This window comes from Enterococcus sp. DIV1639a, from assembly GCF_050530445.1.
GTDB lineage: Bacteria > Bacillota > Bacilli > Lactobacillales > Enterococcaceae > Enterococcus_B > Enterococcus_B hirae.
Genome location: NZ_CP172886.1, coordinates 581,377 through 607,358, shown reverse-complemented (window position 1 = coordinate 607,358; position 25,982 = coordinate 581,377). Strand labels below are relative to the sequence as shown.

General features: G+C 35.3%; 18 protein-coding genes and 2 pseudogenes. 3 read left to right on the top strand and 17 right to left on the bottom strand.

From position 1 onward, the window contains the following. Positions 1 to 104 precede the first annotated feature (104 nt). The gene (locus IGJ32_RS02770; protein WP_373169048.1) at positions 105 to 1,607 is read left to right on the top strand and encodes a helix-turn-helix domain-containing protein; all 1,503 of its coding nucleotides are present in this window, start codon (positions 105 to 107) and stop codon (positions 1,605 to 1,607) included. A 198-nt stretch (positions 1,608 to 1,805) separates the two neighbouring features. Here IGJ32_RS02770 and IGJ32_RS02765 read toward each other — a convergent pair whose 3' ends face one another. Together IGJ32_RS02765 and IGJ32_RS02760 are read right to left on the bottom strand one after the other, a co-directional pair. After that, complete coding sequence (locus IGJ32_RS02765; RefSeq protein WP_342081606.1) at positions 1,806 to 3,662, bottom strand: ATP-binding cassette domain-containing protein; 1,857 nt, start codon at positions 3,660 to 3,662, stop codon at positions 1,806 to 1,808. Further along, complete coding sequence (locus IGJ32_RS02760) at positions 3,646 to 5,622, bottom strand: ATP-binding cassette domain-containing protein (protein WP_342081607.1); 1,977 nt, start codon at positions 5,620 to 5,622, stop codon at positions 3,646 to 3,648. Before IGJ32_RS02760 ends, IGJ32_RS02765 begins: the two co-directional genes overlap by 17 nt. Before the next feature lie 82 nt (positions 5,623 to 5,704). On the opposite strand from IGJ32_RS02760, the gene IGJ32_RS02755 reads away from it, so the two are divergent. Beyond that, on the top strand, positions 5,705 to 6,535 hold the full coding sequence (locus tag IGJ32_RS02755; RefSeq protein WP_094940194.1) for a MerR family transcriptional regulator: 831 nt from the start codon (positions 5,705 to 5,707) through the stop codon (positions 6,533 to 6,535). Between the two features lie 409 nt (positions 6,536 to 6,944). Here the strand turns inward: IGJ32_RS02755 and aguA are convergent, their stop codons facing one another. The 3 genes from aguA to ptcA form a co-directional block, all read right to left on the bottom strand. Beyond that, a complete protein-coding gene (gene aguA / locus IGJ32_RS02750) occupies positions 6,945 to 8,042 on the bottom strand; it encodes an agmatine deiminase (protein ID WP_034699699.1) in 1,098 nt (365 codons plus the stop codon). After that, positions 7,996 to 9,414: an APC family permease gene (locus tag IGJ32_RS02745; protein WP_342081679.1), complete on the bottom strand. Its 1,419-nt coding sequence runs from the start codon at positions 9,412 to 9,414 to the stop codon at positions 7,996 to 7,998. The genes aguA and IGJ32_RS02745 overlap by 47 nt, the downstream gene beginning before the upstream one ends. A gap of 236 nt (positions 9,415 to 9,650) precedes the next feature. Then, positions 9,651 to 10,670 (bottom strand): putrescine carbamoyltransferase, encoded by a 1,020-nt coding sequence (gene ptcA, locus IGJ32_RS02740; protein ID WP_034866258.1) that lies wholly within the window; start codon positions 10,668 to 10,670, stop codon positions 9,651 to 9,653. 271 nt (positions 10,671 to 10,941) lie between these two features. Between ptcA and IGJ32_RS02735 the strand changes: the two are divergent. Beyond that, a pseudogene (locus tag IGJ32_RS02735) lies at positions 10,942 to 11,877 on the top strand (response regulator transcription factor). 472 nt (positions 11,878 to 12,349) lie between these two features. Here IGJ32_RS02735 and IGJ32_RS02730 read toward each other — a convergent pair. From IGJ32_RS02730 to IGJ32_RS02675, 12 genes and pseudogenes are all read right to left on the bottom strand, one after another. Continuing rightward, a complete protein-coding gene (locus IGJ32_RS02730; RefSeq protein WP_010719955.1) occupies positions 12,350 to 12,754 on the bottom strand; it encodes a PTS sugar transporter subunit IIA in 405 nt (134 codons plus the stop codon). Positions 12,755 to 12,791: 37 nt separating this feature from the next. Beyond that, positions 12,792 to 13,601 carry a PTS system mannose/fructose/sorbose family transporter subunit IID gene (locus tag IGJ32_RS02725; RefSeq protein WP_010719956.1) on the bottom strand — a complete coding sequence of 270 codons (810 nt, stop codon included), beginning with the start codon at positions 13,599 to 13,601 and terminating at the stop codon, positions 12,792 to 12,794. Continuing rightward, on the bottom strand, positions 13,588 to 14,484 hold the full coding sequence (locus IGJ32_RS02720) for a PTS mannose/fructose/sorbose/N-acetylgalactosamine transporter subunit IIC (RefSeq protein WP_010719957.1): 897 nt from the start codon (positions 14,482 to 14,484) through the stop codon (positions 13,588 to 13,590). Before IGJ32_RS02720 ends, IGJ32_RS02725 begins: the two co-directional genes overlap by 14 nt. Positions 14,485 to 14,496: 12 nt before the next feature. Then, positions 14,497 to 14,976, bottom strand: a complete 480-nt coding sequence (locus IGJ32_RS02715) for a PTS system mannose/fructose/N-acetylgalactosamine-transporter subunit IIB (protein WP_010719958.1) — start codon at positions 14,974 to 14,976, stop codon at positions 14,497 to 14,499. Positions 14,977 to 14,979: 3 nt separating this feature from the next. Then, positions 14,980 to 16,758 carry a glycoside hydrolase family 35 protein gene (locus IGJ32_RS02710; protein WP_342081608.1) on the bottom strand — a complete coding sequence of 593 codons (1,779 nt, stop codon included), beginning with the start codon at positions 16,756 to 16,758 and terminating at the stop codon, positions 14,980 to 14,982. An 833-nt stretch (positions 16,759 to 17,591) separates the two neighbouring features. Next, on the bottom strand, positions 17,592 to 18,530 hold the full coding sequence (locus IGJ32_RS02705) for a hexose kinase (RefSeq protein WP_342081609.1): 939 nt from the start codon (positions 18,528 to 18,530) through the stop codon (positions 17,592 to 17,594). 11 nt (positions 18,531 to 18,541) lie between these two features. Then, the gene (gene lacD, locus IGJ32_RS02700) at positions 18,542 to 19,549 is read right to left on the bottom strand and encodes a tagatose-bisphosphate aldolase (RefSeq protein WP_342081610.1); all 1,008 of its coding nucleotides are present in this window, start codon (positions 19,547 to 19,549) and stop codon (positions 18,542 to 18,544) included. A 22-nt stretch (positions 19,550 to 19,571) separates the two neighbouring features. After that, positions 19,572 to 20,744, bottom strand: coding sequence for a tagatose-6-phosphate ketose isomerase (gene agaS / locus IGJ32_RS02695; RefSeq protein WP_342081611.1), 1,173 nt, complete (start codon positions 20,742 to 20,744; stop codon positions 19,572 to 19,574). A 12-nt stretch (positions 20,745 to 20,756) separates the two neighbouring features. Then, on the bottom strand, positions 20,757 to 21,488 hold the full coding sequence (locus IGJ32_RS02690; RefSeq protein WP_342081612.1) for a GntR family transcriptional regulator: 732 nt from the start codon (positions 21,486 to 21,488) through the stop codon (positions 20,757 to 20,759). 254 nt (positions 21,489 to 21,742) lie between these two features. Beyond that, positions 21,743 to 21,976 (bottom strand): annotated as a pseudogene (locus IGJ32_RS02685) (transposase); the annotation flags it as partial. Positions 21,977 to 22,276: 300 nt separating this feature from the next. Next, positions 22,277 to 25,390, bottom strand: coding sequence for an AAA family ATPase (locus IGJ32_RS02680; RefSeq protein WP_342081613.1), 3,114 nt, complete (start codon positions 25,388 to 25,390; stop codon positions 22,277 to 22,279). Beyond that, positions 25,380 to 25,982 carry an ABC-three component system middle component 1 gene (locus IGJ32_RS02675; RefSeq protein ID WP_342081614.1) on the bottom strand — a complete coding sequence of 201 codons (603 nt, stop codon included), beginning with the start codon at positions 25,980 to 25,982 and terminating at the stop codon, positions 25,380 to 25,382. The genes IGJ32_RS02680 and IGJ32_RS02675 overlap by 11 nt, the downstream gene beginning before the upstream one ends.

Here is a 25,982-nt window from a genome sequence, read left to right as displayed (position 1 = left end):
TAAAAAAATGTACATTTGGAATACATTAAAATCCTCTTTTTATGATAAGATGGCATCAAGTAACAGCTAAGAATCGAGGGAAATCTTTGGTTAGGAGTTTTTTTATGGAAATATTCAATGATTTTTTTGGAAATGATGTCAAAAAAGAAATCGAACTTTTGCATTTTTTATATCATCAAAAGCGCTTTGTAACGATTGAAGAAATGAGCCAAGCCCTCAATATGGATCGGCGTTCGATCTACAAATATTACGATGTCCTAAGCAATCATTCCCTAATGACAGATGAAAGTCGTGAACCAATTTTTCATACAAAACATGGTCTCGGCTATAAATTCACAGGAACCAAAACAGACTATAAAACGGTGATTCGTAAAATATTACAAGAAAATCCTTTTTTCGATTTATTTGAAACTTTATTGTTGGAAAATGAAGTGAATCTAGTCAAATTCGCCTACGAGAATTATTTATCCGAATCTACTGTACGAAAGCGAAGCTATGAACTAGAAACGCTACTACAGCCATTGGGGTTTACCGTAAAAAAAAATAAAGGAACGCTCTATTTAGTCGGTGATGAACCTCGTATTCGCTATTTTATGGTTGCTTTTTTTTGGAAAAATTTTTCTGGTCTTCACTGGCCATTTCCAGGTATTTCTCAACAAAAATGTGAAATGCTCGCTCGACACTTTTATGAAATCAATGAAATTCCTTTCAATGAGATTGAACTAAAAATTACTACTTATGTACTAGCAGTGACGATTATTCGGTTTAGAAAAGGCAAAAAAATAACATCTGAAATGATCACTTTAGCTCCTGATCTACCGCCTAAAGACCAAGAAATCTTCCAACAATTGACGGACCAGCATTCATCACTCTTAAAAAAACTGACAGATGAGTTGAGTGAACACTTCTTACTCGAAACAATGGAGAGCCATTTTATTTTCTTGTGGCTACGATCAAATCTGGATCTCACTTTTTCTAAAGAGCAGTTAGCTGATTATTTTGACATCCAAGAGGAAAGCGTTCAAAATCGTTCTTATTTGCAAGCAATCATCCATTTGTTACTGAAAGATACAGACTCTCAACAATTGTCTACCAGAAAAAAGAACTTGATTTTGCGAACGATTCTTTCTGGAATTTTGTCCGTCGAACTATTTGGAGAGACGATCCATACCTTGACCGGCTATAATCTACAGCACTATGTCTCGCAGAATTTTCCCAACCTTTTGATGCGTTCTGAACAATTGTTAGATCAAATTGATCTTTACTCATCCTCAGATAGCAAACGAAAAGGACTTGCGTTACATGTAGCGGTTGCTTGGACCTTGGTTTCACCACCATCCACCTTTATGAAAAAAATCAACCTTAAACTCGAAACAGATTTACCTTTGGCACTTTCTTTAACAATCAAAGAACGTATCGAGTCTTCTTTTCAAAGCTACTACCATCTGGATATTCGCAGTCATTTCGAAAACGAAGACTATGATCTCTGCCTTAGTACCGCTCCTTTAACAGAAAGTTTTGAAACCGTCCCCGTTTTACTGATCAATGCCCAAGTCACATTAGCCGATCTGTTGGCAATCAAACAAGTACTTGAAGAGCTGGTGTAGTAAGAGCAGAAGAAATGGAATGTTCATTATTTGAACTGCGAATAACACTTCTTCGATCATATTTATACTTTTTCAATTCATAAAAATAGCCTAAGATTTGTGGGAAATAAAAGCAAAAAAACTGGGACATTCTTCAGATTTATTTCTGATGAATGTCCCAGACTCTTAGTCAGTACTATATTTCTAAAGTTAAAGATCTTATTTTTTTAAAGCCAGACTAGGTGATAGGTTGACCAATCGATAATTAACAAAACCAGTAATGCCAAAAACTAATCCAATATTTACTAACAACAAAAGCAGCCCTAGTTGGAAATTAAACTCTAGATTATAACCAAAGTTCTGGCTATATACAGTATTAAAAATAAGAAGCCATATACTACTAAATAAGATGGATAGTAGACAAAATAGAACGGTTTCTCTTCTCAATATCTTAGAGATATTTCTGGTACTATATCCTAAGCAACTTAGTATACCAACTTCAGAATATCTAGTGATAGAAATTCGATAGATTATAATAAAACTAACAGAGATAAATAGGAGTAAAAGTAAATTGGATAATATGGTGAACAACTTTATAGTATCAGCAAAACTATTTTTAAAAGCACGAATGTCTTTTTCCTTAGTGTATATATCGTACCCCTTACTTTTCAGCAGGCGATGAATTTTGGGAATGTCCTCAAAATTTTTCACACTAAACGCTATAGCAGAAGCCTCACCTTTAGCTACTTCTTTATAAATTTTCTTTTCCAGCTTCGTACTCATTGTAAAGTTATCAAAAGTATCGTTTGAGATACCACTCACTTTCATTTTTATTTTATGTTTTTGTCCTTCCTTATCAAAGTATTCAAAGTCAACGTACTTTCCAACTAATTGATTAATATTCTTACTCAAAGACGAGGCAACACTTAAAGATAGACTGATTTCATTCCTATTATCTTTAGGCATGTCCCCATAAATCATCGAAAGATTGGAAGAAATGAATGTTGGTGATTTAGTATCTAAGTGTTTATTCTTATGATCATATTTAAGATGAATATTTTGGAGATTATATTGGTAATACACATCCTTAACGTTTGGTAATGTTTGTAAATAAGTAAGCCCTTCAGATAAAGGCTTTTTTGAAAAAGCAATTGATCCTTTACTATAGTAATCATTTTTTTCTTTAAATGACTGTATTTCATTTTTTATTGTATTTTTTATTCCTAACGTTGAAATAAAAGAGACCGTTCCTAATGAAATCAATACGATAGCAAGTAAATTTTTTAAAAAATGTATTCTAAAATTCCTGATTGCTATCCAAAAAAGTAATTTTGAGTTGAGTTTTGGGACAATCTCTTTAGCTTTTTTCGCTGTGAAAGTCTGACTTTCTTTACTATAGTCTAATTCATATCGCTCTTTTTCTTTAACTATTTCTATTGTATGATTTTTTAAACAGACTATTTCATCGGCGTACTTTGAAACTTTTTCACTATGTGTAATAACAATCACGGTTCGATTTCTTGCCAACCTTTTTAGTATCTTCATCACACCATCACTATTTAATTCATCTAAAGCAGCCGTTGGTTCATCTGCAAGAATTATTTTAGGATCGTTCATTAAGGCTCTCGCTATAGATGCTCTTTGTTTTTGACCGCCGCTTAACTCATGGACCATTTGACTTGCCTTGTTTTTTAAACCAAGTTCCGTTAATAAATTCAATGCTTTTTCGATTTTCTCTTCTTTCGTTAGTTCAGAGTCTAAATGTGCCCCCATTATGACATTTTCAAGTACTGTATATCCATTTAAGAGATGATAATCTTGAAAAATAAATCCCACATTGTTAAATCTATAATTAGACAAGTTTTTATTTGAGAAATTTTTTTCCTTAAAGCATAAATTTTCAATTTCCCCATCATAATCTATGTCTAAGCCTGCTATTAAATTTAATAATGTTGATTTACCAGCTCCACTATTTCCTAATACACAAGTTAACGTACCATCTTTAAATCGATAATTAGCATGTAATAGTATATCCAAATCTTTGTACTTTTTACTGACATTATTTAAGTAAATCATTCGAATCACCTTGTTTCATTTTATGAGTAGGATTAGTTTTAAGAAATAATAAGTAGGATAAGATACTAATTATTATTGATTGGACAAATGGCAGCAACAATACCAAAACTAAGTTATTAGTAGATACTATATATATACTAAATATTTTTTGACTTAAAAGACTAAGCAATGGGAAAGTTATCAGAAATAGAAGAGAAGACATTATTCCAAGTATAAAGTATTCTGAAATGATTAAACTTAAAATATTTTTATTACTGAAACCATTGAATTTGAAAAAACGAAATTCACTTTTCTTTATATAAAAATTGAACAAAGCCAGAACAATACTAATTGTTAGTGACAATAGAAAGAATATCAAACTGATGGTAACCCCTTGCTCCTCATTTTTCTTTCTCAATCGGAGCATGTCTTCAATCATGCTAAAATCTCCAGAAGGTTGTAAACCTGCTTGTTGTAGTTTATTCACGATAGGTAAAATATCATCTAATGTTTTTGCTCTTACGTTATAACTTATCGATTTCTCAATGCCTGCTTGTTGACGCATTTTTTTGATAGCTTCTACACTAAACAACAACGGGCCATCCGTTAGTTTCCCGTCACGTCTTCCTAAAGTGCTGGTAATTGCTCCACCTTTAGGATTATTTTCAATGACTCCCACTACTTTTACATCATTTAATGAGACCTTTGATCCTGTAATTTCATTGCTTCCAATCTTTGGATTTACGTCTATAAGCCCTGTCATATTTAAGTTTTTCCCGATTACGTCGGTGGGTTTTAGACCTAGTAAATCCAGTAACCGTTTAGGAACAGCCACTTCTATTTCTCCAATTGAAGGATATCTTCCAGCTATCAATTTCGTAATTGCAGGCAAGTTAAAGCTATCCTTCACTTCATAATTTTTAATCAAATCTCCTACGTTTAGTTTCAAATCACCCACTATTTCCAAGGGTGCCACAAAATCTACTCTGGGATCATCTTTTAATAAATCTACTGCTCCTGAAGTATCTTGTTTTAGAGAACCAGAAGGACCACCACCTGTCGATTCTTTTGACAAAGAAATATCTTTGATCGTCTCTCCTCTTTCTTTAACGAGACGGCTAAAATTATCATCTTGTTTTTCTTTTATTTCCCCACTCAAATTAATCAACATAAAAAAGGAAGAAAGTATGAGTAAAATAATCGTTAATATAGAATACATGGATGCGCCTTTTAGAATGTTAAAAGATTGAGAGATACAATTTTTTAAAGATAAATAAGGAGGTTTATTCAATCGATTGTTTTTCCCGTCATCTTTTGAGTGTTGTTTACTTTGCCCTACTAATTTTAGTTGTCCTTGCTCCATGCTATAGACATTTGCGTCTTTTTCAATTAAACCTTTATCATGAGTGACTATTATCACTATTTTTTCTTTAGCGATTTTTTTTAGCTCCGTCATGATTTTATTAGCAGCTAAAAGATCTAATGCTTTAGTTGGTTCATCTGCTATGATTATTTCTGGATCTTTTACTAATGCTCTAGCTATCGCTACTCGTTGTTTTTGTCCGCCAGATAATTTTGCCACTTTCATTTTAGCTAATCCAGATATTCCTAGTTCCTCTAATACCTTTGCTACTTTCATTTTTCGTTCTGCTTTATTTAAGTTCGATAGGCTTAGAACTAAATCAATGTTACATTCTACACTTAAGTATTCTATCAATTGGTAATCTTGCCAGATAAAACCGATTGAATTGTAATAATAGTCGGATAGTTCTTTTTTCGTAAAACGTTTCATCGACTGATTGTTAAAATAAACATCTCCTTCAAAATTTTGATCCATACCACTAATGATATTTAATAGCGTTGTCTTCCCACTACCCGATGGACCGTAAATAAAATTGAGGCCTTTTTGGAAATCTCCTGATAAATGATTTAATACTATTTCATTTCCAAATACTTTTTTTATTTCGATTAAACTTAACATAAGAATCTCCTTTTATAACGAATTTGGGTTATTGCTCTGCTAGAATAAACTGTAACGTTACGTTACATTCAAGGAGGTAATTATGAATAATTATTTAACAATCAGTGAATTTGCAAAATACGTCAATTTAAGTAGAAGAACCTTAATTTATTATGATCAAATTGATTTATTCAAACCAAAAAAAATATCTACTCATGGTTATAGATATTATACTTGTGACCAATGCTTTGAATTAGACGTTATACTAACCTTGAAATTTCTTGATGTACCTTTAGAACAGATTAAATATTTTCTCGATAATCGAAACATGGATGACACGCTGATAGAATTTAAAAAGCGAAAAGAAATTTTAGATGAAAAAATCAATGACTTAAAACATATGCAGACGTTTTTAGAAAATTATATCGATCGGTATACAACATTGAAAAATATAAATTTTGATATAATTACTCATTCTTATAGAGAAGAAGAATCTTTTATTTGTTCTGATTTAATGCATTCTCATTACTACGACTCCATCGATTCTTTATCTAGTTATAGTGATTTTTATTTATCCTTAGATCAAAAAGATTTATTTAATGGCTATCCTATAAATTTTTTAGTAGAAGATTCTATTTTTTCTGACATTCAAAAAACTCCTTTTAGGTCACTAATTAAAATAAACAAGGAACAAAGTCATCTTTACGACGCAGAGAAAATTATAACCAGATCGAATGGAACATATGTCTCTTTCTTCATAGAGGATTCAAATTATAATAAGCAAGAAATCAATCAGAAACTACTGAACTATTTTCAAAAAAATAAATTTATTCCAGAAAGATTTTTTTGGAAAATATTATGGCAAGATGAAATTACTACCACGATTCCTGAAAAACGTGTATTTGAAATCTTGATACCTGTAAAAAAGAATTAATCGTTTACTGAAACTAAGAAAGTTCCTTATTTCCCCTTCTTAAAACAACCTCTTAAAAATGATTCGATTTGTATATATATGCATTATTGTTTTAAAATATACTTAAAAGGTACCTAGGAGATTTTTATGGGTTTGGGAAAACTATGAAAAGATCTCACCCACATCTGTCTTCCTCTAATGGTTGAATCACCAAGCTGATCGTCAGCTAATGATAGACAATGAAACAAAAAAAAGAGATTGGGACAAAAGTTGTCTCAGTCTCTTCTAGTATCTCTAAAAACGAATAAACGGCCGTCATTGATCAGGTCAGTAATCGAATTTGCTGCTTTGGGCTTTGGTCAATTGTTCATGAGCAGCGTCGCCTAAAATTCCACCCAATGCGATGACAATTTTTGAGATAAGCCTCCACCTATCTTTGCGGTTGTTGTTGTGTGATACAGTGAATATTTCCACCACCGTATACGATCTCAACTGTATTTACGCCTACGACTTCTTTATCTGGAAAGAATTCTGCTATTTCCTCAAGTGCCAGCGCATCATTTTTATCTCCATACTGAGGAACGATCACACCGTTGTTCGTGATCAGAAAATTCATATAAGAAGCAATACAAATGTCGCCATCTTCACGTGGCATCGTTCCTTCTACGTAATCGATCTTGAAATCCCCATTGATCGTGACATTCTCTACTGGGCAACAAAGCTTATGAACTTTTAATTTGCGGCCTTTGGCATCGGTCATTTCATTCAAACGCTTGTAAGCAGCTTGAGCCGCTTCATAAAATGGGCTGTTTTGATCTTCAGTATAGATACAAGCCACTTCTCCGGGACGAACAAAACATGCCACATCATCCACATGCCCATTGGTTTCTTCCGGATCGATCCCGTCACCTAACCAAAGTACTTTCTCACAGTTTAAGTAGTCACATAATTTTTGTTCGATCTCTTCTTTTGTCATATGAGGATTCCGACCTTCACTCAATAAACACATCTCAGTCGTTAAAACAGTGCCTTCTCCATCAACATGAAAGGAGCCACCTTCTAAAATAAAATCCTCCGTTCGATACGAATCCACGTGCTCGATTTCACAGATCTTTTGTGCAATCAAATCGTCTTGATCCCAAGGGAAATACAAGCCATCGACTAATCCGCCCCAAGCATTGAATCCCCAGTCATTGCCTCGTAATTCACCATTGTCGTTGATGACAAAGCTAGGACCACAGTCACGAATCCAAGCATCGTTGTTCGACATTTCATAGACAGTGATGTCGGCAGGCAATTGACGACGGCAGTTTTGATATTGCTGTTGCGACACGACCACATTCATTGGCGTGAATTTGCTGATCGCTTTTGCGACTTCGGCAAATGCTTCTTGAGCCGGTTTGCCTCCATCACGCCAGTTATCCGGGCGCTCTGGCCAAATCATCCATACTTTCTCTTGTGGTTCAAACTCTCCAGGCATTCTAAACCCGTCTTGTTTCGGTGTGGTCTTTTCGATTCGCTTTGCCATGATACAGCACTCCTTCTTTTTTGATTTTTTTGATCCAGATAATGATTTCACCAACGAGGGCAAATATAATTGCTCCAATCGTGATTGGTAATTGCTGACTCAGCGATTCAGCATCAAACTGCAAAGGAATCGCTGTGAAAATCAATGAGATCACGATCATGATCATCGGTAGTGCGACTAATACCTTCAAGAACAAGTCGCTGCCGCTCACCTTGAAAGGTCGAGGTGTTTCTGGATCGATTTTGCGCAATTTATAAAACGCAGGAAAAACAGGTACATATGATAGTAGGAACATTACTAGGTTCAACGAGAAAAATGCCCAAAATAAATCTTGATTTGGTAAAATTGGTGCGATGATGACAACGATAGAAGCAACAATACCATTCATAATCGCCGCACCAGTAGGCATGTCGTTTTTTTTGCTGCGTTTGGCAAATACTTTCGGCATATCGTCATTTTCGGCTGCATAACAAGCAGTATTGTTAACCCCTAACGACCAAGAAATCATATTGCCAAACAATGTCAGTAAGAATAAAAAGGCCATCGAAATAATGAACCATCCGCCTGTTGATCCTGTCAATAACTTAAAACTATCCATCAATCCGCTGCCTGTACTAATCTGATCCGTAGGAATTGCTACACCTATCCCGAATGCAGAAAAAATGTAAATGGCTGCAATCACCAGTCCACCGGCAATGATCGATTGAGGGATTTGCTTTTTAGGATTTTCCATATCATTCGCGAATGTACAAATCACTTCGAATCCTAATAAGTTAAAAATGATTACTGAAATAAAGGACAAACTATTTAAATTGAAACTTGGCAGCATGGAAGAAAGAGTAAACTCATTCGCCACACCCTTAGTAAACGCAGTATAGAGACCTAAGCCACCGATCAAGATTGCCAGCAGCATTTTGATAACAGCTGCTCCATTCAAAATCCACACGCTGTCACTGACCGGATAAAAACTAATCCAAACGATGATCCATATAAAGATCAGTTCGATCACGATAGCAGCCGCTGTTGAAAATTCGCTTCCTGTGATCGTCATCAATAAATCAGGGCAGACTACTGCTAGAGAAGCTAACCACAGTGGATAATTGATCCAGTAATACCAAGAAACGCGAGATCCCCAGCGATGTCCGAAGGCTTGTGTCACCCAATCATAGATACCGCCATCACCGATATAAGTTGTTCCTAACTCTGACGAGATCAATCCATACGGCAAAAGGAATGCAATCAATAAAAAGATCCACCAAAAAAATTGTGAATTTCCGATTGCTGCTACCGGTGCAGCCGCTTCTGCCACAAATACAACACAAATAACAGATAATATAGCACTCATCAAACTAAATTTTTTCTTTTCTCCCATTGTTTTCTTCCTTTCCAGTACAAGGGAATAAGGTTGGACCAACGATTGAACGATTCTTGCAACCAGCGGACTCACCTCGTATGATTCCTAGTGCGGCATAAAAGCTGCATTAGTGTGAGATCAAGATTCTGCTAGAAAGAATCGATTTTCAGATCGTTAGCCCCTCCTCTAGAACAGAGACAATCCTCACGCATCGTCATGATACGCAGATTATTTCCTTTCCTCATCTCTTGAGTCTAAAATGTTTCACCTAGCAAAGCTTCCAAGTCTTTTTTAGCCGCTGCTTTTTTGGTCTCATCGATTGGATTTTTTTCCGCATAATCCCGCATCAAGTACACTAAGAGACCGCGAATCGAAGTCAACCGATTTTCTGCTTCATCAAAACAGATCGAGTTCGGTCCATCCATGACTTCATCTGTGACTTCTTCCCCACGAGTGGCAGGCAAGCAGTGCATAAATTTCGCTTGTTCCCCAGCACGTTTCATCAGGTCCGTATTCACTTGGTATTTAGGATAAAAAATACGCATGCGTTCCTCTTCTGATAGTTCAGCTTCATACAGTCCATACCAAACATCTGTATAAACAAAATCCGAACCTTCGATAACATCGATTTGATCGGATATCGTATAGGAGCCGCCAGAATCTTTGCAAATTGCGTCTAGTCGTGCGCGATGGTCTTCGTTTAACTGGAACCCTTCTGGTCCAAATTGAACGAATTCCATTCCCATTTTTGTTGCAATCAATCCTAAAGAGAAACAGACTTGTGTGGCATCTCCAATAAAGGAAACCTTGCAGTCTTCAATTTTTTTGCCTGCTGGAAGATGTTCGATCATAGTGCAAAGATCGCCAATTTCTTGCGTTGGGTGGTTGAAGTCAGACATACCGTTAATAACTGGGATCGTGGCATTCGTTGCTAAGTCATACACACTATGATGACGTTCCACACGAGCCATCAAAATATCAACTAAACGAGAAAGAACTCGGCTCGTGTCTTCTATCGTTTCATGACCACCCAATTGAATTTGCCCTGGTGCTAGATATTCTGCGTGCCCCCCTAATTGTGTCATTGCTGTTTCAAACGAAACCCGCGTTCTGGTAGAAGACTGTTGGAAGATCATCCCTAGCACTTTGTTCTTTAGCAAAGGAGGATAAAAACCATTCTTGATGGCCGCTTTGATTTTCAATGACAGGTCAACAATTTGTTGAATCTCTTCCTTCGTGTAATTTTCAGTTGTAATAAAATCTTTTTTTCCCATAATGAAACCTCCTAAGTAATTTGTTTGCTTTGCATCTTCACTTTAGGAAAAAAAGTGAGAGTTTACGATAAGCTATTGGTTGTAAACGTTATCATTGTCGATCTATACGTGGTACAGGTTGGTTTATTTTTGGATATAAACCAGTTATTTTCCAAGGGTTTACAAAAGTTTAGAAGGAAGTTTATAGGAATTAAAAGTAAAGATAAAAAAATCGGTGTTATAATTAAAATAAGAAATTTGAGGTAAGGAAAAAAATGGAAGGGGATTCAATATGATAGCTATTTTTGTTTACAACATTCTATTGATCATTTTATATTCAATCACGATGACTTTTGCTATTTATGCTTATTTAAAAGAAAAAAACAACTTATTTCTCTGGATCAGTTTGTATTTGGCATTCTTCATTTTTGATAACACGATTATTTATATGACGGAGTTCCTCAATTCCTTTGCACAAAGTTATGATCAAGCATTTATGAGTGCGCCAGCAGTTAAAACGATTATTTTTATGGGAAACGCCTTTTTTTCCATTTCTATTCTTGCCGAACTAGAAAAAGAAAAACTTTCCCCTCTCCATTATGCTTTACTGCTTGCTTTGGCTGTTTGGATGATTACCATCCCATTGATGGATAATTCAGCCTTTAAAGTCTGGCTCTATTATCTGGGCAATCAACTCTTCCTGTTTTACCTAGGAATTTATTGTTGGCGAGGAACAAAAAAGGATGTACCTTTGCTGAACAAACACTATTTAAAGTAATTGATGTTCATCAATCTCTTCTTTAGTATTTTGATCATTATTGAAGATAGTTTCGTGATTTTCAATGTCGATCAATATAGCTCCTTAGTGACAAAAATTTATAATCGTAGTGTCTCAGAGGATATTTTTTCGATTGTTATATGTGTTTTATTACTGCACTTCTTTATCAAAAAATATCAACCTCAGAAAGAAAAAACACAAAAGCAAGACACCTCTCTCTTGATTCAAGACTTTTGTCAGGATCACCAGTTTACTCAACGAGAAACGGAAATTTTTATATTGCTACTGTCACATCGAACAAATCAGGAAATTGCTGACCAGCTCTTTCTCTCATTAGGAACGGTTAAAACTCATGTCCACAATATTTTTATTAAACTTGACATTAAAAAGCGCACGCAAATTATCCCCCTTTTTGAAAAGTATAAAGAAGCCATTGAGTCAACCGTTTAAAAAAGTCCTGAAAGTATCCCTTCCAAGTTCTCAGTCTGTAGACGAGTCTGGGACATTAATCAGAAAAAATCTAATTAATGTCCCACTTTTTTATGCGGTTAATCATAAAATAAAAAAATGGAGAATGAGACAAAAGCGGCATCCTCAAAAATTCGCTGAAATTTATAAAAAATTTGAGAAATACCAAGTATATAATAATCAACACCAAAAACAAGTATTTATGTTTCTTGTCAAATTTCGGAAATTCCTTCTTATTCCTTGATGCTGAACACTTTTTTCTCAATCTTTCACCAATCATTCTAGAATTTCTCTTTACCAACATCATTTGACAAAGGGTCTCTTTTTTGTCCAAAATTTTGAACAAAACTAGATAAAAAGACATTCCAAACTCAAATTACAAGTTTGAAATGTCTTTTATCTATAGTCTGATCAGAGAAATATTTCTTTGGCTTCATCACTCATATATTTTATCTTACTCATCTTCATCATCGTCATCACTGAAAATTCGTCCATTCACATAACAAATGTTACTTGTAGCAGATTCGATTAATGAAAGTTCTGTTCCAATTAATTGACTGTTAATGAAGTCAATGACCATTGGCATGTTCATGCCTGCGTATAAGTCAATTACTTGACCCTCGAGAATTATTTTTGAAACTACATTACACGGAGTGCCACCCATTAAATCTGCTAATACTACGAAATCATCTAAATTGGCAATTACTGTTTCAAACTTTTCACGAAAATCTTCCGCTGATTCAGAAGGAAGAAGGCTTACTGTGTGAATACTTTCCTGAGGCCCCATTATCATTTCTGTACTTTTTTTCAATTCTTCACAGAAAAGTCCATGACTAATTAAAACTAATTGTTTTCCCATTGAACCACTCCTCATCACTAATTGGAATCAGCCTGACTTATTTTGAAATCACGCCTAAAGCTGATAATGCTACACAAACCACTAATACTATGAAAATTGCCTTAGTAGAAGTCATATTCTTTTTGCCAAGCATCCAATAAATTGCTGCAACGATACCGGCTGGTAATAATCGTGGTAAAATCATATCCAGGTTGTTTTGCATGTTTAACGTCACATCACCAATACTTGGTGCCCAAGACAATTTTACATTAATCATGGTAGCGACCAACGCTCCAACCATGAAGACCCCTAACAAAGTTGCAGCATCTGTCAAGGCAGTTAAGCGATGTTGCATCGTGGTAACTAAAGAGATTCCTTCACGATAAGCAAATTCTAATTGTTTCCAACGGAAAATCATAACAGCGATTTGTGCGATAATCCAAATAAAAATTCCAGTTGGGTTGCCATTAATTGCCATATTGGCTGCTAAGGCTCCAAAAATTGTTGGAATTAACGCTGCGAAAATCGAATCACCAATTGCTGCAAAAGGCCCCATCAACCCAGCTTTTAAACCTGAGACAGTGTCTTTACCATCAATACCTTCCTTTTCCTCAATAGCCAAGTCAATCCCGGTAACGATAGTATTGAAGAAGTTTGATGTATTAAAGAATTGTGTATGAGTTTTCATCATTTCTTTTAATTCAGGAGAATTATCACCATAAAGCTTGCGTAATTGCGGCAGAATTGTATAAAGATAGCCTGATCCTTGCATCCGTTCATAGTTCCAGCCTAATTGGAAAGTAAACAAGCTTCTGCGATTGATCTGCTTAAAGTCTTCCTTCGTTAACTTATAATTAGATTTCGTCATCTTCAATCTCTCCTTCATCTGAATCATTCGATGTAACATCTTTAGGGGCTGGCGAATGTGGTATCAGCTGTCCATTTTTGTAACTGATGGCTGCTAAAGAAAATCCAACTAGTGCAATTGCTAACATTGGAAGTGAATTAAATATTCCTTCGAAATTCTTCACAACTCCTGCAACACCCGTTCCTAAAACCTGCATGTTAGTAAAGACGGTTCCTAGTAATGCCGTTAATGTAAATCCTAAAATTAGGTAAGGGAAATGCTTTTTAACTGGCAAGTAACGTAGTAGAATAGCAAAACCGACAGCTGGTAAAACTGCTCCAGCTACTGATAATCCATCGCCTAACCACTTCAAATCACCATTTAGCACGGCTACCACTTGTTCTACTAGTCCTCCTCCAAATGCTAATGCTAGAAAAACGGGAATCATACGAGAAAGTGACCAAGAGAGGGCTCCCATTAAGAAATTACGTTCGATCCCTTTATAGTTCATATCTTCAACTAATTTATCAATGCGATGTGCAAAATACGTATTCGCAAAACGGGCTAATATATCTAATTGAATCATCAAGCTAGCTACTGGTACCGCAATTACGGCAATTGCTTGCTCTGGGTTCATTCCTAGCGCTACTGAGAAAGCTGTCGCTAAAATCGTTCCAGAGTTGGCATCAATTTTTGATGCACCCCCAAAGGTACCAACACCAAGTACAGTTAATTGCATACTACCACCAATAATAAGTCCTGCTTTTAGATCCCCCATCACTAGACCAGCAAATAATCCGGCAAAAACGGGTGCACTCAGCGATGAATAAATTTGTAACTCATCTAAAATTTGATACCCTGCGTATAATGTTAATAATAAGATCTGCCACCATAAGATATCCATTTATTTATCCTCCTATTTCGCTAATAAAGCCATAAAATTTTCTGCTTTATCACTTGGAACCATCTGCGCTACTAAGCGAACACCTTTAGCCTGTAATTTGTTAAATACTTCTACATCTTGATCAACCACATTGATTGATTTAGTAATGGACCGTGTTTCATTCGTCTGTGACATATTCCCAACATTAATTTCTTCAATTGGGACTCCTAATTCTACCAACTTCAATAAACGATCCGGCTCCCGAGCAATAATCAATAATCGTTGAGAATCATATTTTCCTGCTAAAATATTATTAGCAGCTTTTTCAATCGGCAATACACTTAATTTAACTCCTGGTGGAGTTGCCAGCTTTAATCCACTTTTTTCAATATCATTTTTTGCAACTTCATCATCTACAACCATAATCCGTGTGATGTTCAACTTGGTTGTCCATAAGTTGGCTACTTGTCCATGAATTAAACGTCCATCAATTCTTACTCCGATAATACTCATTGTTTATCCTTCTTTCATTTCTTTATATAGTGGTGCTTTTACTAATTGGATCTCTGGTTGGAAAGTTCCTTCTGTTTCAAAAATCACTATTTCATTGTTTCCTTTTTTAAATAAGCTTTTCGGAATATATAACGAAAGTGTTGGCCCAACTTCCCAAAAACGTCCAATATTGGTCTGATTAACAAATACAACACCTTTCCCAAATTTTGATAGATCAATGAAGCTATCCTCCACTTCATCAAGTGTTACTTCATAGCGATAAAAACTTGGCTGGTTAGGATGCCATTCCTTTGAAAAATCAACCTTCTCACATGACCCTAGTGGTAAACAATACTGATTCCAATCAGTGATAAAATGTAGATCAGCCATGACCCCTGTACGAATTCCCTTTTTTTGTGTATCGGCTAATAATTTATGACCATAATTAACACGCCCCATATTTTCAATTAGAATATCTAATTGATTGTCTTCCTGAGGCATTGGAACAATGATATCTTCACCAATTTCTGTCTGATATTGTGTAGCTTGCAGTTTTTGATTTAAAAATAGTTGGCTACGGTCTCTTCCATCGATTACTCTCAGTCTTTCATGTTCTGCATCTTTTTTTATTGAGGTGCGATACAGAATATAACCTGTATTTTGTCCTAACGTTTCCATCGTTTCTGGATATTTCATTTTTACTGATTGACTAATTGTATCTAATGTTGAAAATAAGCTGACTTTATCAATTAATGGAATATCTTTCATTTCCATTGTGTCTTTTGTCAAAGGTTCCATTTGTTGGATATCAGGGAACGTTTCATGAATCATTGTCTGGATTGCATAATATTTTTCGGTTGGATTTCCTTGCTCGTCTAAGAGTGCTCCGTAATCATAAGAAGTAATCTGTGGCAAATCAATCACTCCTCTAGCTGAGCAACCATTCATAAATCCAAAATTTGTTCCTCCATGGAACATATACAGGTTAATACTTCCTCTCAGCACGACCTCTTTGATTGCCTCAGCTAATTCTTTTGCATCACGTTGTACAATCGGTTCCTTCCAACGATTAAACCAACCATCCCAAAATTCCATACACATTAAAGGCCATTTTTTCCCATGCTCATTGAAGAAAGCTTCCATTGAAGAAAAATTTTCTTCAGCCTTTGAACCAAAATTTCCAGTAACTAAAATATCTTCATCAATCATGCTGCCTGCTCTGAGTGTCGCTCGCCATGGTCCATCCGAAGTGAAAAATGGCACTGTTATTCCTCTGTCCAACATTAAATCACGTATCGAACGTAAATAGTCTTTTTCTTCTCCATAAGAACCGTATTCATTCTCAATTTGTATCATTAAAATATTTCCACCATTTGTCAGCTGATGCGGCACGATTTTTTTTATTAAAACATCGTAATAATCTGCCACATGGTTCAAATAAACGGTTTCATTTGTTCGGATCCGAGTTCCCTCATTAAGTAACCAAGCAGGAAAACCACCAAACTCCCATTCTGCACAAATATATGGAGATGGTCTAACAATCGCGTATAGTCCTAATTCCTCAGCAATGGACAAAAAATGTTCTAAGTCCAAAATTCCCTCAAAATGGAAATCTCCTTTTTTAGGTTCATGTAGATTCCATGGTACATAAGTTTCAACTGTATTAAATCCCAATGCTTTCAGATTATATAACGAGTGATACCAATCGGCTGAATCCACTCTAAAATAGTGGATAGCTCCTGAGAGTATCTTAAAGGGCTTACCGTTTAGAAAAAAATCTTCTTTAATCTCAAATGTGTTCAAAAGCTCCCTCCTTAAATAAAAGCGTTTTCAATATATTGATATATCAAATAATTTGAAATAGAAAGTCAACCCTATCCAACATAACAGAACGTGTTAAAATCAAATTATACATACAAAACCAAAGACTCTAACGAAAAGTTTAATTCTTTGATGTTGTTTGAAGGGTTAATTTAGACATCCCAAAATGGCAATAAACTTTATACAGAAGCAGAATTAATATAAATTTTTAACGTAAGCTCTATTACAGTCATTCGCTCCCTGAATGAATAAAGGATGGATTCATAATTCGTCATCAAGGTCGTGACTCATTTGTTTCACGTAAAGAAAAACTGGTCTAGTTTTCTGACATTGAATTATTCACTATCAGTAATGATCAAGTCCAAGTTTTATCAATCGCTCGAGGGAATGATCCACACTATTTAAAGAAGCTTGAACTGCCAGCCTTAGCATTTTATGATTGCATCAGACATTTACGAAAAACTAAAAAACTGCATATATCTATCAGCAAACTTATTTGCCCGAACAATATGTGGATCCTAATTGTCAAGAATTGTGTTATTACAATTCCAGCTGTCAGCGCTTTAAACAAGACTACAATATCCACATGAATGAGGAAGATTTTACGGAAACAAATAAAATTATATTTCCAACTCCTTTAAATGTTGCGAAATTATTAAAGACTCTTACCGATGAAACGACCGTTCTGCAAGTCCGAGTGACGAAACTTAGAGATTCACAACAACTACTGGAGTACGTTGAATCCTACAAAAATGGAACTTCTACCAAATTGAGTTGGTCTCAAAAAATCATTGATTTTATCTAGATCGATTTTCTCACTCAATCTTTTTTACAGTTATTTTTTCAATATGCGATTGAATATTCATCAGTGAAACATGACCTGTTTGTCCTTCTTGTGCATTAGCCATACCAGTAGCCATACAAAACTTCAAAAGTTCTATTTCATCCATTTCTTGTGATAGGCCGTAGGCAAATCCAGCGACTGTAGCATCTCCTGAACCAACTGGGTTGACTGCTTTTATCGTAGGGAGCGTAACTCGATAAAAACAATCTTTATGTTTTGCGAGAGCTCCAGCTTTTCCTAGAGAAACAATGATCCATTCAATACCTGTGAAGATAGGTTGAATCAATTCTTCCTGGACTTCTTCTAATCGATCAATCGAAAATGAATGTCCCAGTAGTGTCGATAATTCCTCAAGATTTGGTTTGATTAAAAATGGCTTCTGTTTGCCAGCTAAAACCTGATGCAAGCTTTCTCCAGAGGTGTCGACAAGAACCTTTGCAGACTGCTCTTCTGTCAATTGGACCAACGTTTGGTAAAAATTTGATGGGAATCCTTTTGCAAGACTACCTGAGATTGTGACAATCTTTGCTTTTTTTATTAGCTCCTTGAAGTTTTCTAGGAAATTCTGCTGTTCTTCATAGGAAACTGTTGGTCCCGCTTCCAAAATCTCAGTTTGATTTCCTTCATGCAAAATAGCGATTGAATCTCGGCTTTCTTCTTTGATCTCTGTAAATTTCTGCTTAATACCGGCATGCTTTAATTCATCTGCAATAAACGCCCCATGAAACCCACCGAGAACTCCTGTAGCGAGTACATCCCCCTTTAGATCATGGATTACTCGGGTTACATTAAGTCCTTTTCCACCTGCTGTTTTACTAACTTGATCTGTTCGATTGACAGTATCCACATTCAAGGAAGCAAGCGGATAGGAAATATCAATTGACGGGTTCATCGTTACAGTTACTATCACGAGCTCTCCTCCTAGTTCACAGCTGCTTCTTTTTCAACTTGGACTTTGTCATACCAAGAACTGGCTGTTTGTGCCAAAACGTTGTTCAAGCTTTCGATATTTTCACGACCTTCACTTTTCAGCCAGGCACGAGCAGATTCCTCACCAGATTTGATAAACGGCTTCACACCATTTTTCCAAGTAGCTCTACCACAAAGCACACCATTAAAGGCCGAACCTGAATCTTTAGCAAAAAACAATGTTTGTTGGAATAGCTTCGTAGAAACACCGGCACTCAAGAAAATAAAAGGCAAATCTGTCGCTTGACTTTGTTCCAAGAAGTACTTTGCCGCCTCCTCTTTGGTATACGCTACTTCATCTGTACTGAAACCCTCTACAAAATTCATATTGACAGGAACTTCTACCTTTAAAACATCTACTTTGTACTGTGGTTTCGAAAATTCCTTCATCATGCTATTGACTTTATGCGGTTTTACTTTGGCATATTCAAGTGAATGAACATCTGAAATTTGGGTATCATATGATAGCAATTCTAAATAGAATGGCAAATCTTCTTCGGCACACTCGCTACCTAAACGTTCTACGAAGACATGCTTCTGATGATTGATTTCCGGATCTTCATCTACGTCATAATAAAGTAGAAACTTAATCGAATCGGCTCCTTGCTCTTTTAATCGTAAAACTGACCAATCTGCTAATAAATCAGGCAAGCGTCCCGGTGTTGTTACATCATAGCCGGTTTTTTCATAGGCCAACAACAAACCAGCATCTTCATGTCGTGCACTTGCAGCAGGAAGACCATATTCTGGGTCCAATAAAATAGAAGATGCATAAGGGGTTAATTCACTAGAAACTAACTCCTTGAAACGCTCAATCTGTTCATCATTTAATTCTACATTTAAGGCTTTGATCATTTTTTTTAATGCTCCGCGTTGATCAATCGCTAAGGCACTGATAATACCATCTTTTGTCGATAAACGATCCATTGCTGCTTTTTTTCCTCTGGTTAATGTAATCATGGTTCTTCCTCCCAGTTTATTTTTACTTATATTTGTGAATCGTTACACCTTTTACAACTCGGTTAACTGTTCCTGTTGGTGATGGTGTATCTGGTTTATTATTCACTTTAATCGATGATAACAAAGCGACTATTTGGGCAACCATGATATAGCTTAGTGCTAAATAGCCATCTGGCAGTAATACGGCCTCAGTTGTAAACTCGAATTTATCGCCAGTGAAATTCCGTTGCCCTGGTTGAGTAATGGCGAACACTCCGGAAGCGATTTCATCTCCACGCACTTCTTCTAAGACATCCAAGTCGTAATCACGCGTGTAAGGATTATTATTAACAAAACCGAACATGATTGTTTTTTGATTAATAAACGACTTTGGCCCATGGCGAAAGCCCATTGATGAATCAAAGATGGTAGCAATTTTTCCGGCTGTCAATTCCAGAATCTTCAATTGCGCTTCCCTTGTTAATCCAGCTAGACTTCCTGAACCAACATAAACAATGCGTTCAAAATCAAGCTGAACGATTTTTTCAATTTCATTTACTCGGGTAATTACTTCATTTCCTAAATTATTTAAAACCTTCAGGTATTGTTGTTTTTTTACTAATACTGTTTGATCGAATGTCAACAAAGCTCCTAAAGTCATGCAGGAAAAGCTACCAGTCATAGCAAAGCCACTATCATTCGAACGTGCTGGCATCAAGAATAAAAAACTATTGGAATCGGATTGACTAATTTGAGCTAGTTTTCCTTCTACAGCACACGTAATTGATAAATGATAGATCGTATCAACCACCTGATTTGCAATTTCAACTGCTGCCAAGCTTTCAGGACTGTTTCCACTCCTCGCAAATGATACAAGTAAAGTTGGTTCTTCTTTAATTAAATACTCTTCAGGTTCTGCGACAATATCAGTCGTTCCAATACTTTCAAAGCTAAATGCTTGGCGATCACCGTTCTTGCGCAAATAAGGAACTAATGTGTCTCCTACATATTGAGATGTTCCTGCACCAGTGAAGATTACACGTGTTCGCTGACCATTTGCCTTTTCTTTAACTATTGCAAGAAAATTATCTAATTCCTTTTGAACTGTTTGATAGTGATCAAGGGTTTCTTCCCAAAGTTCCGGCTGTTGGCGTATTTCGCGAGTCGTGATCTCAGCACCCAGCTGATCCAGTTTTTCTTTTCCTACTGTAAACATGTTTCGATTCTCCTAACTATTTCGCATATGGCGGATCTGATAATGAAATTGATCCGCACGGGCGACACTTAAAGTAAATTCGATAATTTCATTTTTCATATTATAGGTTTGACGTGCTAAATGAAGGACAGGTGCTCCTTCTGAGATTATCAGCTGTTTCGCATCTTCCTTTGAGGCAACACTTGCATATAGCTCTTCATCTGCCAATCGAACGGTCTGATTAAAATCCTCGGAAAAAAGATCATATAGAGGTTTGCTTCTTAAAAGCTGATCATTTAATGATAAGAAAAATTTGACTGGCAAATAGGTATCTTCGATCATAAGCGGTTCCCGATCAGCTATCCGCAATCGACTTAATTTGAAGACTACTTCTCCTAATGAAAGATTCAATTGTTTTGCAATAAATTTGTCCGCTTCAATTTTTTCAAAAGCTAAGATCCGCGTCTCAGCAGTTCTACCTAAACTTTTCATTTGTTCAGTAAAGCTATAGGTTCCTGCTAAATCTGCTACGTTCTTTTTGATATCGGATACAAATGTTCCTTTTCCATGTCTCCGATAAATATAACCTGTATTTTCCAACTCTTTCAAAGCTAATCGAACCGTTGTCCGACTAACTCCGTATTGAGCAGTTAATTCTCGTTCAGAGGGTAATTTATCATGGGGTATCATGTTACTTTCCATCTGATTTTTAAGTAAATCTACCAACTGATGATACAAAGCTTTGTTTTTAAAAGAATTTCCCATAGGTTTCTCCTTCTTTTAAACTGGTTATAACCACAAACTAATGGTAAGATGGTTTTTTTATTTTTGTCAACAAACAATCTGGAAAAAATTCTACAACCGTCTTAAATCGTTGATTTAGCAATGATTATTTTATTGAAATAATAAAACTATCCATTTTTAAGAAATTGTTCCTAGCGAAAATAACAGTCATAAGTGCTGAAATCTGATACCAGTTGAAAAAAATAGGAAATAAAAACCTACTAATCTTAGTATGTTTATTTGCTTAAAAAAGTTTTACCGTGACGAATCAAAATTCGCCGTTTGAAATGATAAAAATTTCGTTTAAATACTTTGATAGGCTTGTTTAAACATCCTAGTGGTCCATTTGAGTAATTGTAGCAGAGGGCATTTCGGATCTGTGTCAGAAACTTTCTAAATGTTCGCAAAGTTGTCGTATAGGTTTCGGTTTCTCTGGTTAAATAGCCCCCAAATAGTGAATGATGTCTTTTCTATACCGTTTAAATTATAAAAAAATATTGGCGAATTTCGCCAATATCAAAAAGTGTAGAATCTAAAAAAGTTTCTGCTTTCGTATAGGTAGTACAACTCTCCATCCAATCTATATATTCTTCCTATCTGTATTTAATCTAGAAAAAAAGAATCAATCCCTTATTCGTTGGGATTGATTCTCTATCCGTATCTTTTTTAACTTCTGTCGGCAATTTTTGTTTTACACTCTGAATCTTTCAGCTAACCTCAGCTCTCATCAAAGAGCTCCCTTATTCACTTTTTCTGACTAACTAAATTTGTTACAACTGATTCTCTGTATAATTCATTTCGATAAAACTGGCATTATGGTAATTGGCATCTAATTTTCTCTGACATAAGTCAAAAAACTGGCGGTTATGGGTGGAAAAGATGATCTGTGTTCCTAGCTTAAATGCAAGGATTCTTAATAGATCAATAAAGGATAATTCATTAAGACTATCTAAGTGTTGGATTGGATCATCCATGAAAATCGTATTCACTTTGTCTGTATTCTCTAGAGCGGTTCCTAGAAAAATACTTAAAGACAATATATTTACTTGGGCAGAACTTAGATATAAAATCGGGGCATCCTCTTCGTCCTCTGTTCGTTTGCACATAATATCCAGTCCTAATTTATCGGGATTTGCTTCATTGATTTTAAAACTAATCTTACGAAAATCAGGGTGAGGTTCGATCATTTGAAAAATCTGATTGACGGTATCTAAGTTAAATGTACTTTTGATTTGCTTTTTGATCTCGGTTAATTTACTGTCTTTTAATTCTTTTAGTTCTTGTACTTTTCTACTTAAGTGGTCATAGATTTTTTTTACTTTTGCTTGTTCGCTTCTTTTCGTTTCGATACCTGTTTCAGAGATAAAATCACTGGTAAGCCCAGATAGTTGACCCAACAGTTGATTTTTTTCATTTAATTTGTAAATAGCTGTAGTCAACTTTTGCTTATTTTTTTCCAATTCTTCTGGTGCAATGATTACTTGGTCAAACAGTTGATAAGATATCTTTTCGATATATTTCCTCCGTACAACGAGCTGCCGAATCTGCTCTGCTTGGATTCGTTGTTCTTCTACTAATTCTGTTTTACTTTTCCCATTTACTTGTTCTAGTCGTTGTTCTTTTTCAGCAATAAGCTTGGTTTCTTGTTCATTGATTTTTTCTAACTCGCGTTTACATTGCCTTTTAAAATCAGAGATAACAGAAATACCAAGCGCTTCATAAAACGCCTGTTCTTGCTGATAATATTGATACTGTTCGTTTCCTTTTAGATCATTTAAGCTTTTTTTCGCTTGTTGATAATGTAATTCGATCGTTTTGAGCGTATGAGTATTCTTGACATTCAGCTGTTCATTTTGATTGATTTTTTCTTTGATATTTTGGTACTCATTCGTTAATTTTACCAATTCCTCCTGTAGTGACTTTACTCTTTTCTGGGTTTCTTCAGCAATTTTTTCACAGTCAATCCCATATTTTTGGCTGTATTCATTTAACTTGTACCAGTGTTTCTCTTTGGTTAAATACGCTTCTTCTTGTTGTTTTAATTTTAAGGTTACTTGTAACAGATCTTGGTCAAGTTGGTTGATTTCAGTTTCCTTAATCGTTATTTGTATCTGAATCTGTTGTTTTACTCCAGAAACTACATCAGTTAACCGCCTAGTTGATTCATCGATCATTCCTTCTAAGTGGCTGATTTCCTTCGTCAGTTGCTCAATCGGTAAAAGATCTGCCGTACTAGCTTCAATTTTTTGGATGATATGTTGAAATTCTTGATGATCATGGAGACATAATGGACAGACAGACGAAGACGTATCCGTTACGATAGAATAACCTAATTTTTTCAACTGTTCTAACTGACTGCCCAGATCTTCTAAAGAGGAACGTTCCTTCTTCTTTTGTGCTAAACCAACTTCCAATTTTTTTCTTTCTTGCCAAATGTCATCAAGTTGGCTTATCTGTTCCAACAAAAATGAATAATCAGGATCTTTTGAATAGTCTTTTTGGCTTAACTGATGATCGTCTAAGTTTAGTAATGAAAACAATTTTGTCAACGTTAGCTTTATCTTACCTAACTTGGCTTCCAAATCTATTTTTTTCTTTTTCTGTTGTTTGATTTCATGATCAAGTAATTGTCTTTTCGCTTTAACATCGGAATAACTGTTTAATTCTTTGATTTCTGTTAATTGATTCGTCCGCAACGCTCGTTTATTTTGACACTCACTTAATGTTACTTCTTGCTCTTGATGCTCCTTTTGTAAAGTAATCAATGCTTGTTCACATTTTTTTCGTTGATTGATCCATTCATTGATTTCTCTATTACTGTTTTGTTCAGCCATTTCTTGTGCCTGAAAATCTGCTTCATGATTGATAAGAAAGTTACAACGCTTGAGATGGTTGCTCAAGTCTATTTTTTCGTCAAACAGTGCTTTCTTTTTTTCTTCGATTGTCTCAATTTCTGTCAAATGGGCTAACTTTTCGTTGACATCAGCAATCTGCTTTTCAGACCATTCGATCTGCTGCGGTATTTGTCGATACTCTTGGGTCATTGTGATTAAATTTTCTAGCTGTTGTCGCTCCTCTTCAAACTGGTTCAATTTTATTTGATTATTGCTTTTTAATTTGTTCGATTCGATATACAATTCTTGTAAACCTAATTGATTCTTTAACAATGGATCTTTTTTACTATTCTTTCCGTTTAACTTGGCATAATTTTCTTTCAGCTGGTTGATTGTTTGCCATATTTTTGCATTACTTTCGAGTTTTTCAATCTCTTTTGTTAGCTGATTCATTTTAGTTTCTTGTTGTCCTAATACTTTATTCATTTCGTTGACGAATAAGACTAGATTTTTATAATCCTCAGATACATTTTCTTTGTCCCAAAAATTACTTAAAGCATCATATCTTCCTTCGGCACTCTGTGATCGCAAAAAAGCATCGATTTGATTGTGTGTCAATAAATTTTTTTGTCGTAAAATCTTTAATTCTTTCGCTGTTAAATCAACCGTTTTTTTGATCTTATTCCCTTCAACGTAATCCGTTGTTTGCTTTCCATTTAACCTTTTCGTCGTTAATGCATAAAAACTGCCATCATCAAATGCTAGTTCCACACTGCCCACTTCGGCTGAGGAATATTTGTTCTTTAAAATATACTTTCGCTCTTGGGAGGCGATATCACGGACATTTTTATTTTCATTCAGTCGACTGATTTCGCCAGTCAAGCTCCATTCGATGGCATCAAAAAAAGAGGTTTTTCCGGTTCCATTTGGCGCATACAAAACAATCAAATTTGATATTTCATTAAAAACAGGATTCACACAATCAAAATATTTTTGCCTTTCAAATGCTCGAAACGAATCAATTTTTATCCCTTTCAATTTAAGACTCATCGGTTCCTTCCTTTACGTTAAGATTTGACAGCTCATGTTTTATATACTCTTGTATTCGTGCTTTTTTCTCTTTTTTAGCCATCGTTTTTAATTCTGCTAACAAATGGATGATTTTCTCATCATTTTGCCGCTCATTCTTAGCCAGTTTCTTTAATGGTTTTGTCTGTTCCAGATTCAATAATAATCTTTCTTGAATTTTATTTTTTTGTGCTTCTTTTTGTGCTTCTTTTTGTGCTTCTTTTTGCGCATCATTAGTACCAGATTCTCGAAAATTATCCACGATCACCTTTCTGGTTGCATACTTGTCTTGTTCAATACTGGCTTTGATTGGCTTCGCTACTTTGGCTTTGACAAAAAGAAAAAAATAAGTATTCCATCGTTCAATCTTCCTTTTTAATTGACTTTGAAAACTGTAGGCAATCTGGTCGTTGATTTCTTCATAGTTGGCTAATAACTCATCTTGATTATCAAATACATAACAAAAAAAATGGAGTCGATACTTTTCGTTTGCTTGTTGGTACGTGTAACAGGTCAATCCCGTCGTTTTTTCTATTATTTCATACGTAGTGATTTCTTTTAATATCTCTACCAT

Excerpts from the sequence above, each read along its gene's own strand:
- IGJ32_RS02715 (WP_010719958.1), bottom strand. The coding sequence starts at position 14,976 with ATGAGTATTATCGGAGTAAGAATTGATGGACGTTTAATTCATGGACAA.
- lacD (WP_342081610.1), bottom strand. The coding sequence starts at position 19,549 with ATGATTACATTAACCAGAGGAAAAAAAGCAGCAATGGATCGTTTATCG.
- IGJ32_RS02745 (WP_342081679.1), bottom strand. The coding sequence starts at position 9,414 with ATGGGAGAAAAGAAAAAATTTAGTTTGATGAGTGCTATATTATCTGTT.
- agaS (WP_342081611.1), bottom strand. The coding sequence starts at position 20,744 with ATGTTTACAGTAGGAAAAGAAAAACTGGATCAGCTGGGTGCTGAGATC.
- IGJ32_RS02720 (WP_010719957.1), bottom strand. The coding sequence starts at position 14,484 with ATGGATATCTTATGGTGGCAGATCTTATTATTAACATTATACGCAGGG.
- aguA (WP_034699699.1), bottom strand. The coding sequence starts at position 8,042 with ATGGCAAAGCGAATCGAAAAGACCACACCGAAACAAGACGGGTTTAGA.
- IGJ32_RS02765 (WP_342081606.1), bottom strand. The coding sequence starts at position 3,662 with ATGATTTACTTAAATAATGTCAGTAAAAAGTACAAAGATTTGGATATA.
- IGJ32_RS02730 (WP_010719955.1), bottom strand. The coding sequence starts at position 12,754 with ATGGGAAAACAATTAGTTTTAATTAGTCATGGACTTTTCTGTGAAGAA.
- IGJ32_RS02675 (WP_342081614.1), bottom strand. The coding sequence starts at position 25,982 with ATGGTAGAGATATTAAAAGAAATCACTACGTATGAAATAATAGAAAAA.
- IGJ32_RS02690 (WP_342081612.1), bottom strand. The coding sequence starts at position 21,488 with ATGGGAAATTCTTTTAAAAACAAAGCTTTGTATCATCAGTTGGTAGAT.
- IGJ32_RS02755 (WP_094940194.1), top strand. The coding sequence starts at position 5,705 with ATGAATAATTATTTAACAATCAGTGAATTTGCAAAATACGTCAATTTA.
- IGJ32_RS02725 (WP_010719956.1), bottom strand. The coding sequence starts at position 13,601 with ATGACGAAATCTAATTATAAGTTAACGAAGGAAGACTTTAAGCAGATC.
- ptcA (WP_034866258.1), bottom strand. The coding sequence starts at position 10,670 with ATGGGAAAAAAAGATTTTATTACAACTGAAAATTACACGAAGGAAGAG.
- IGJ32_RS02770 (WP_373169048.1), top strand. The coding sequence starts at position 105 with ATGGAAATATTCAATGATTTTTTTGGAAATGATGTCAAAAAAGAAATC.
- IGJ32_RS02680 (WP_342081613.1), bottom strand. The coding sequence starts at position 25,390 with ATGAGTCTTAAATTGAAAGGGATAAAAATTGATTCGTTTCGAGCATTT.
- IGJ32_RS02760 (WP_342081607.1), bottom strand. The coding sequence starts at position 5,622 with ATGTTAAGTTTAATCGAAATAAAAAAAGTATTTGGAAATGAAATAGTA.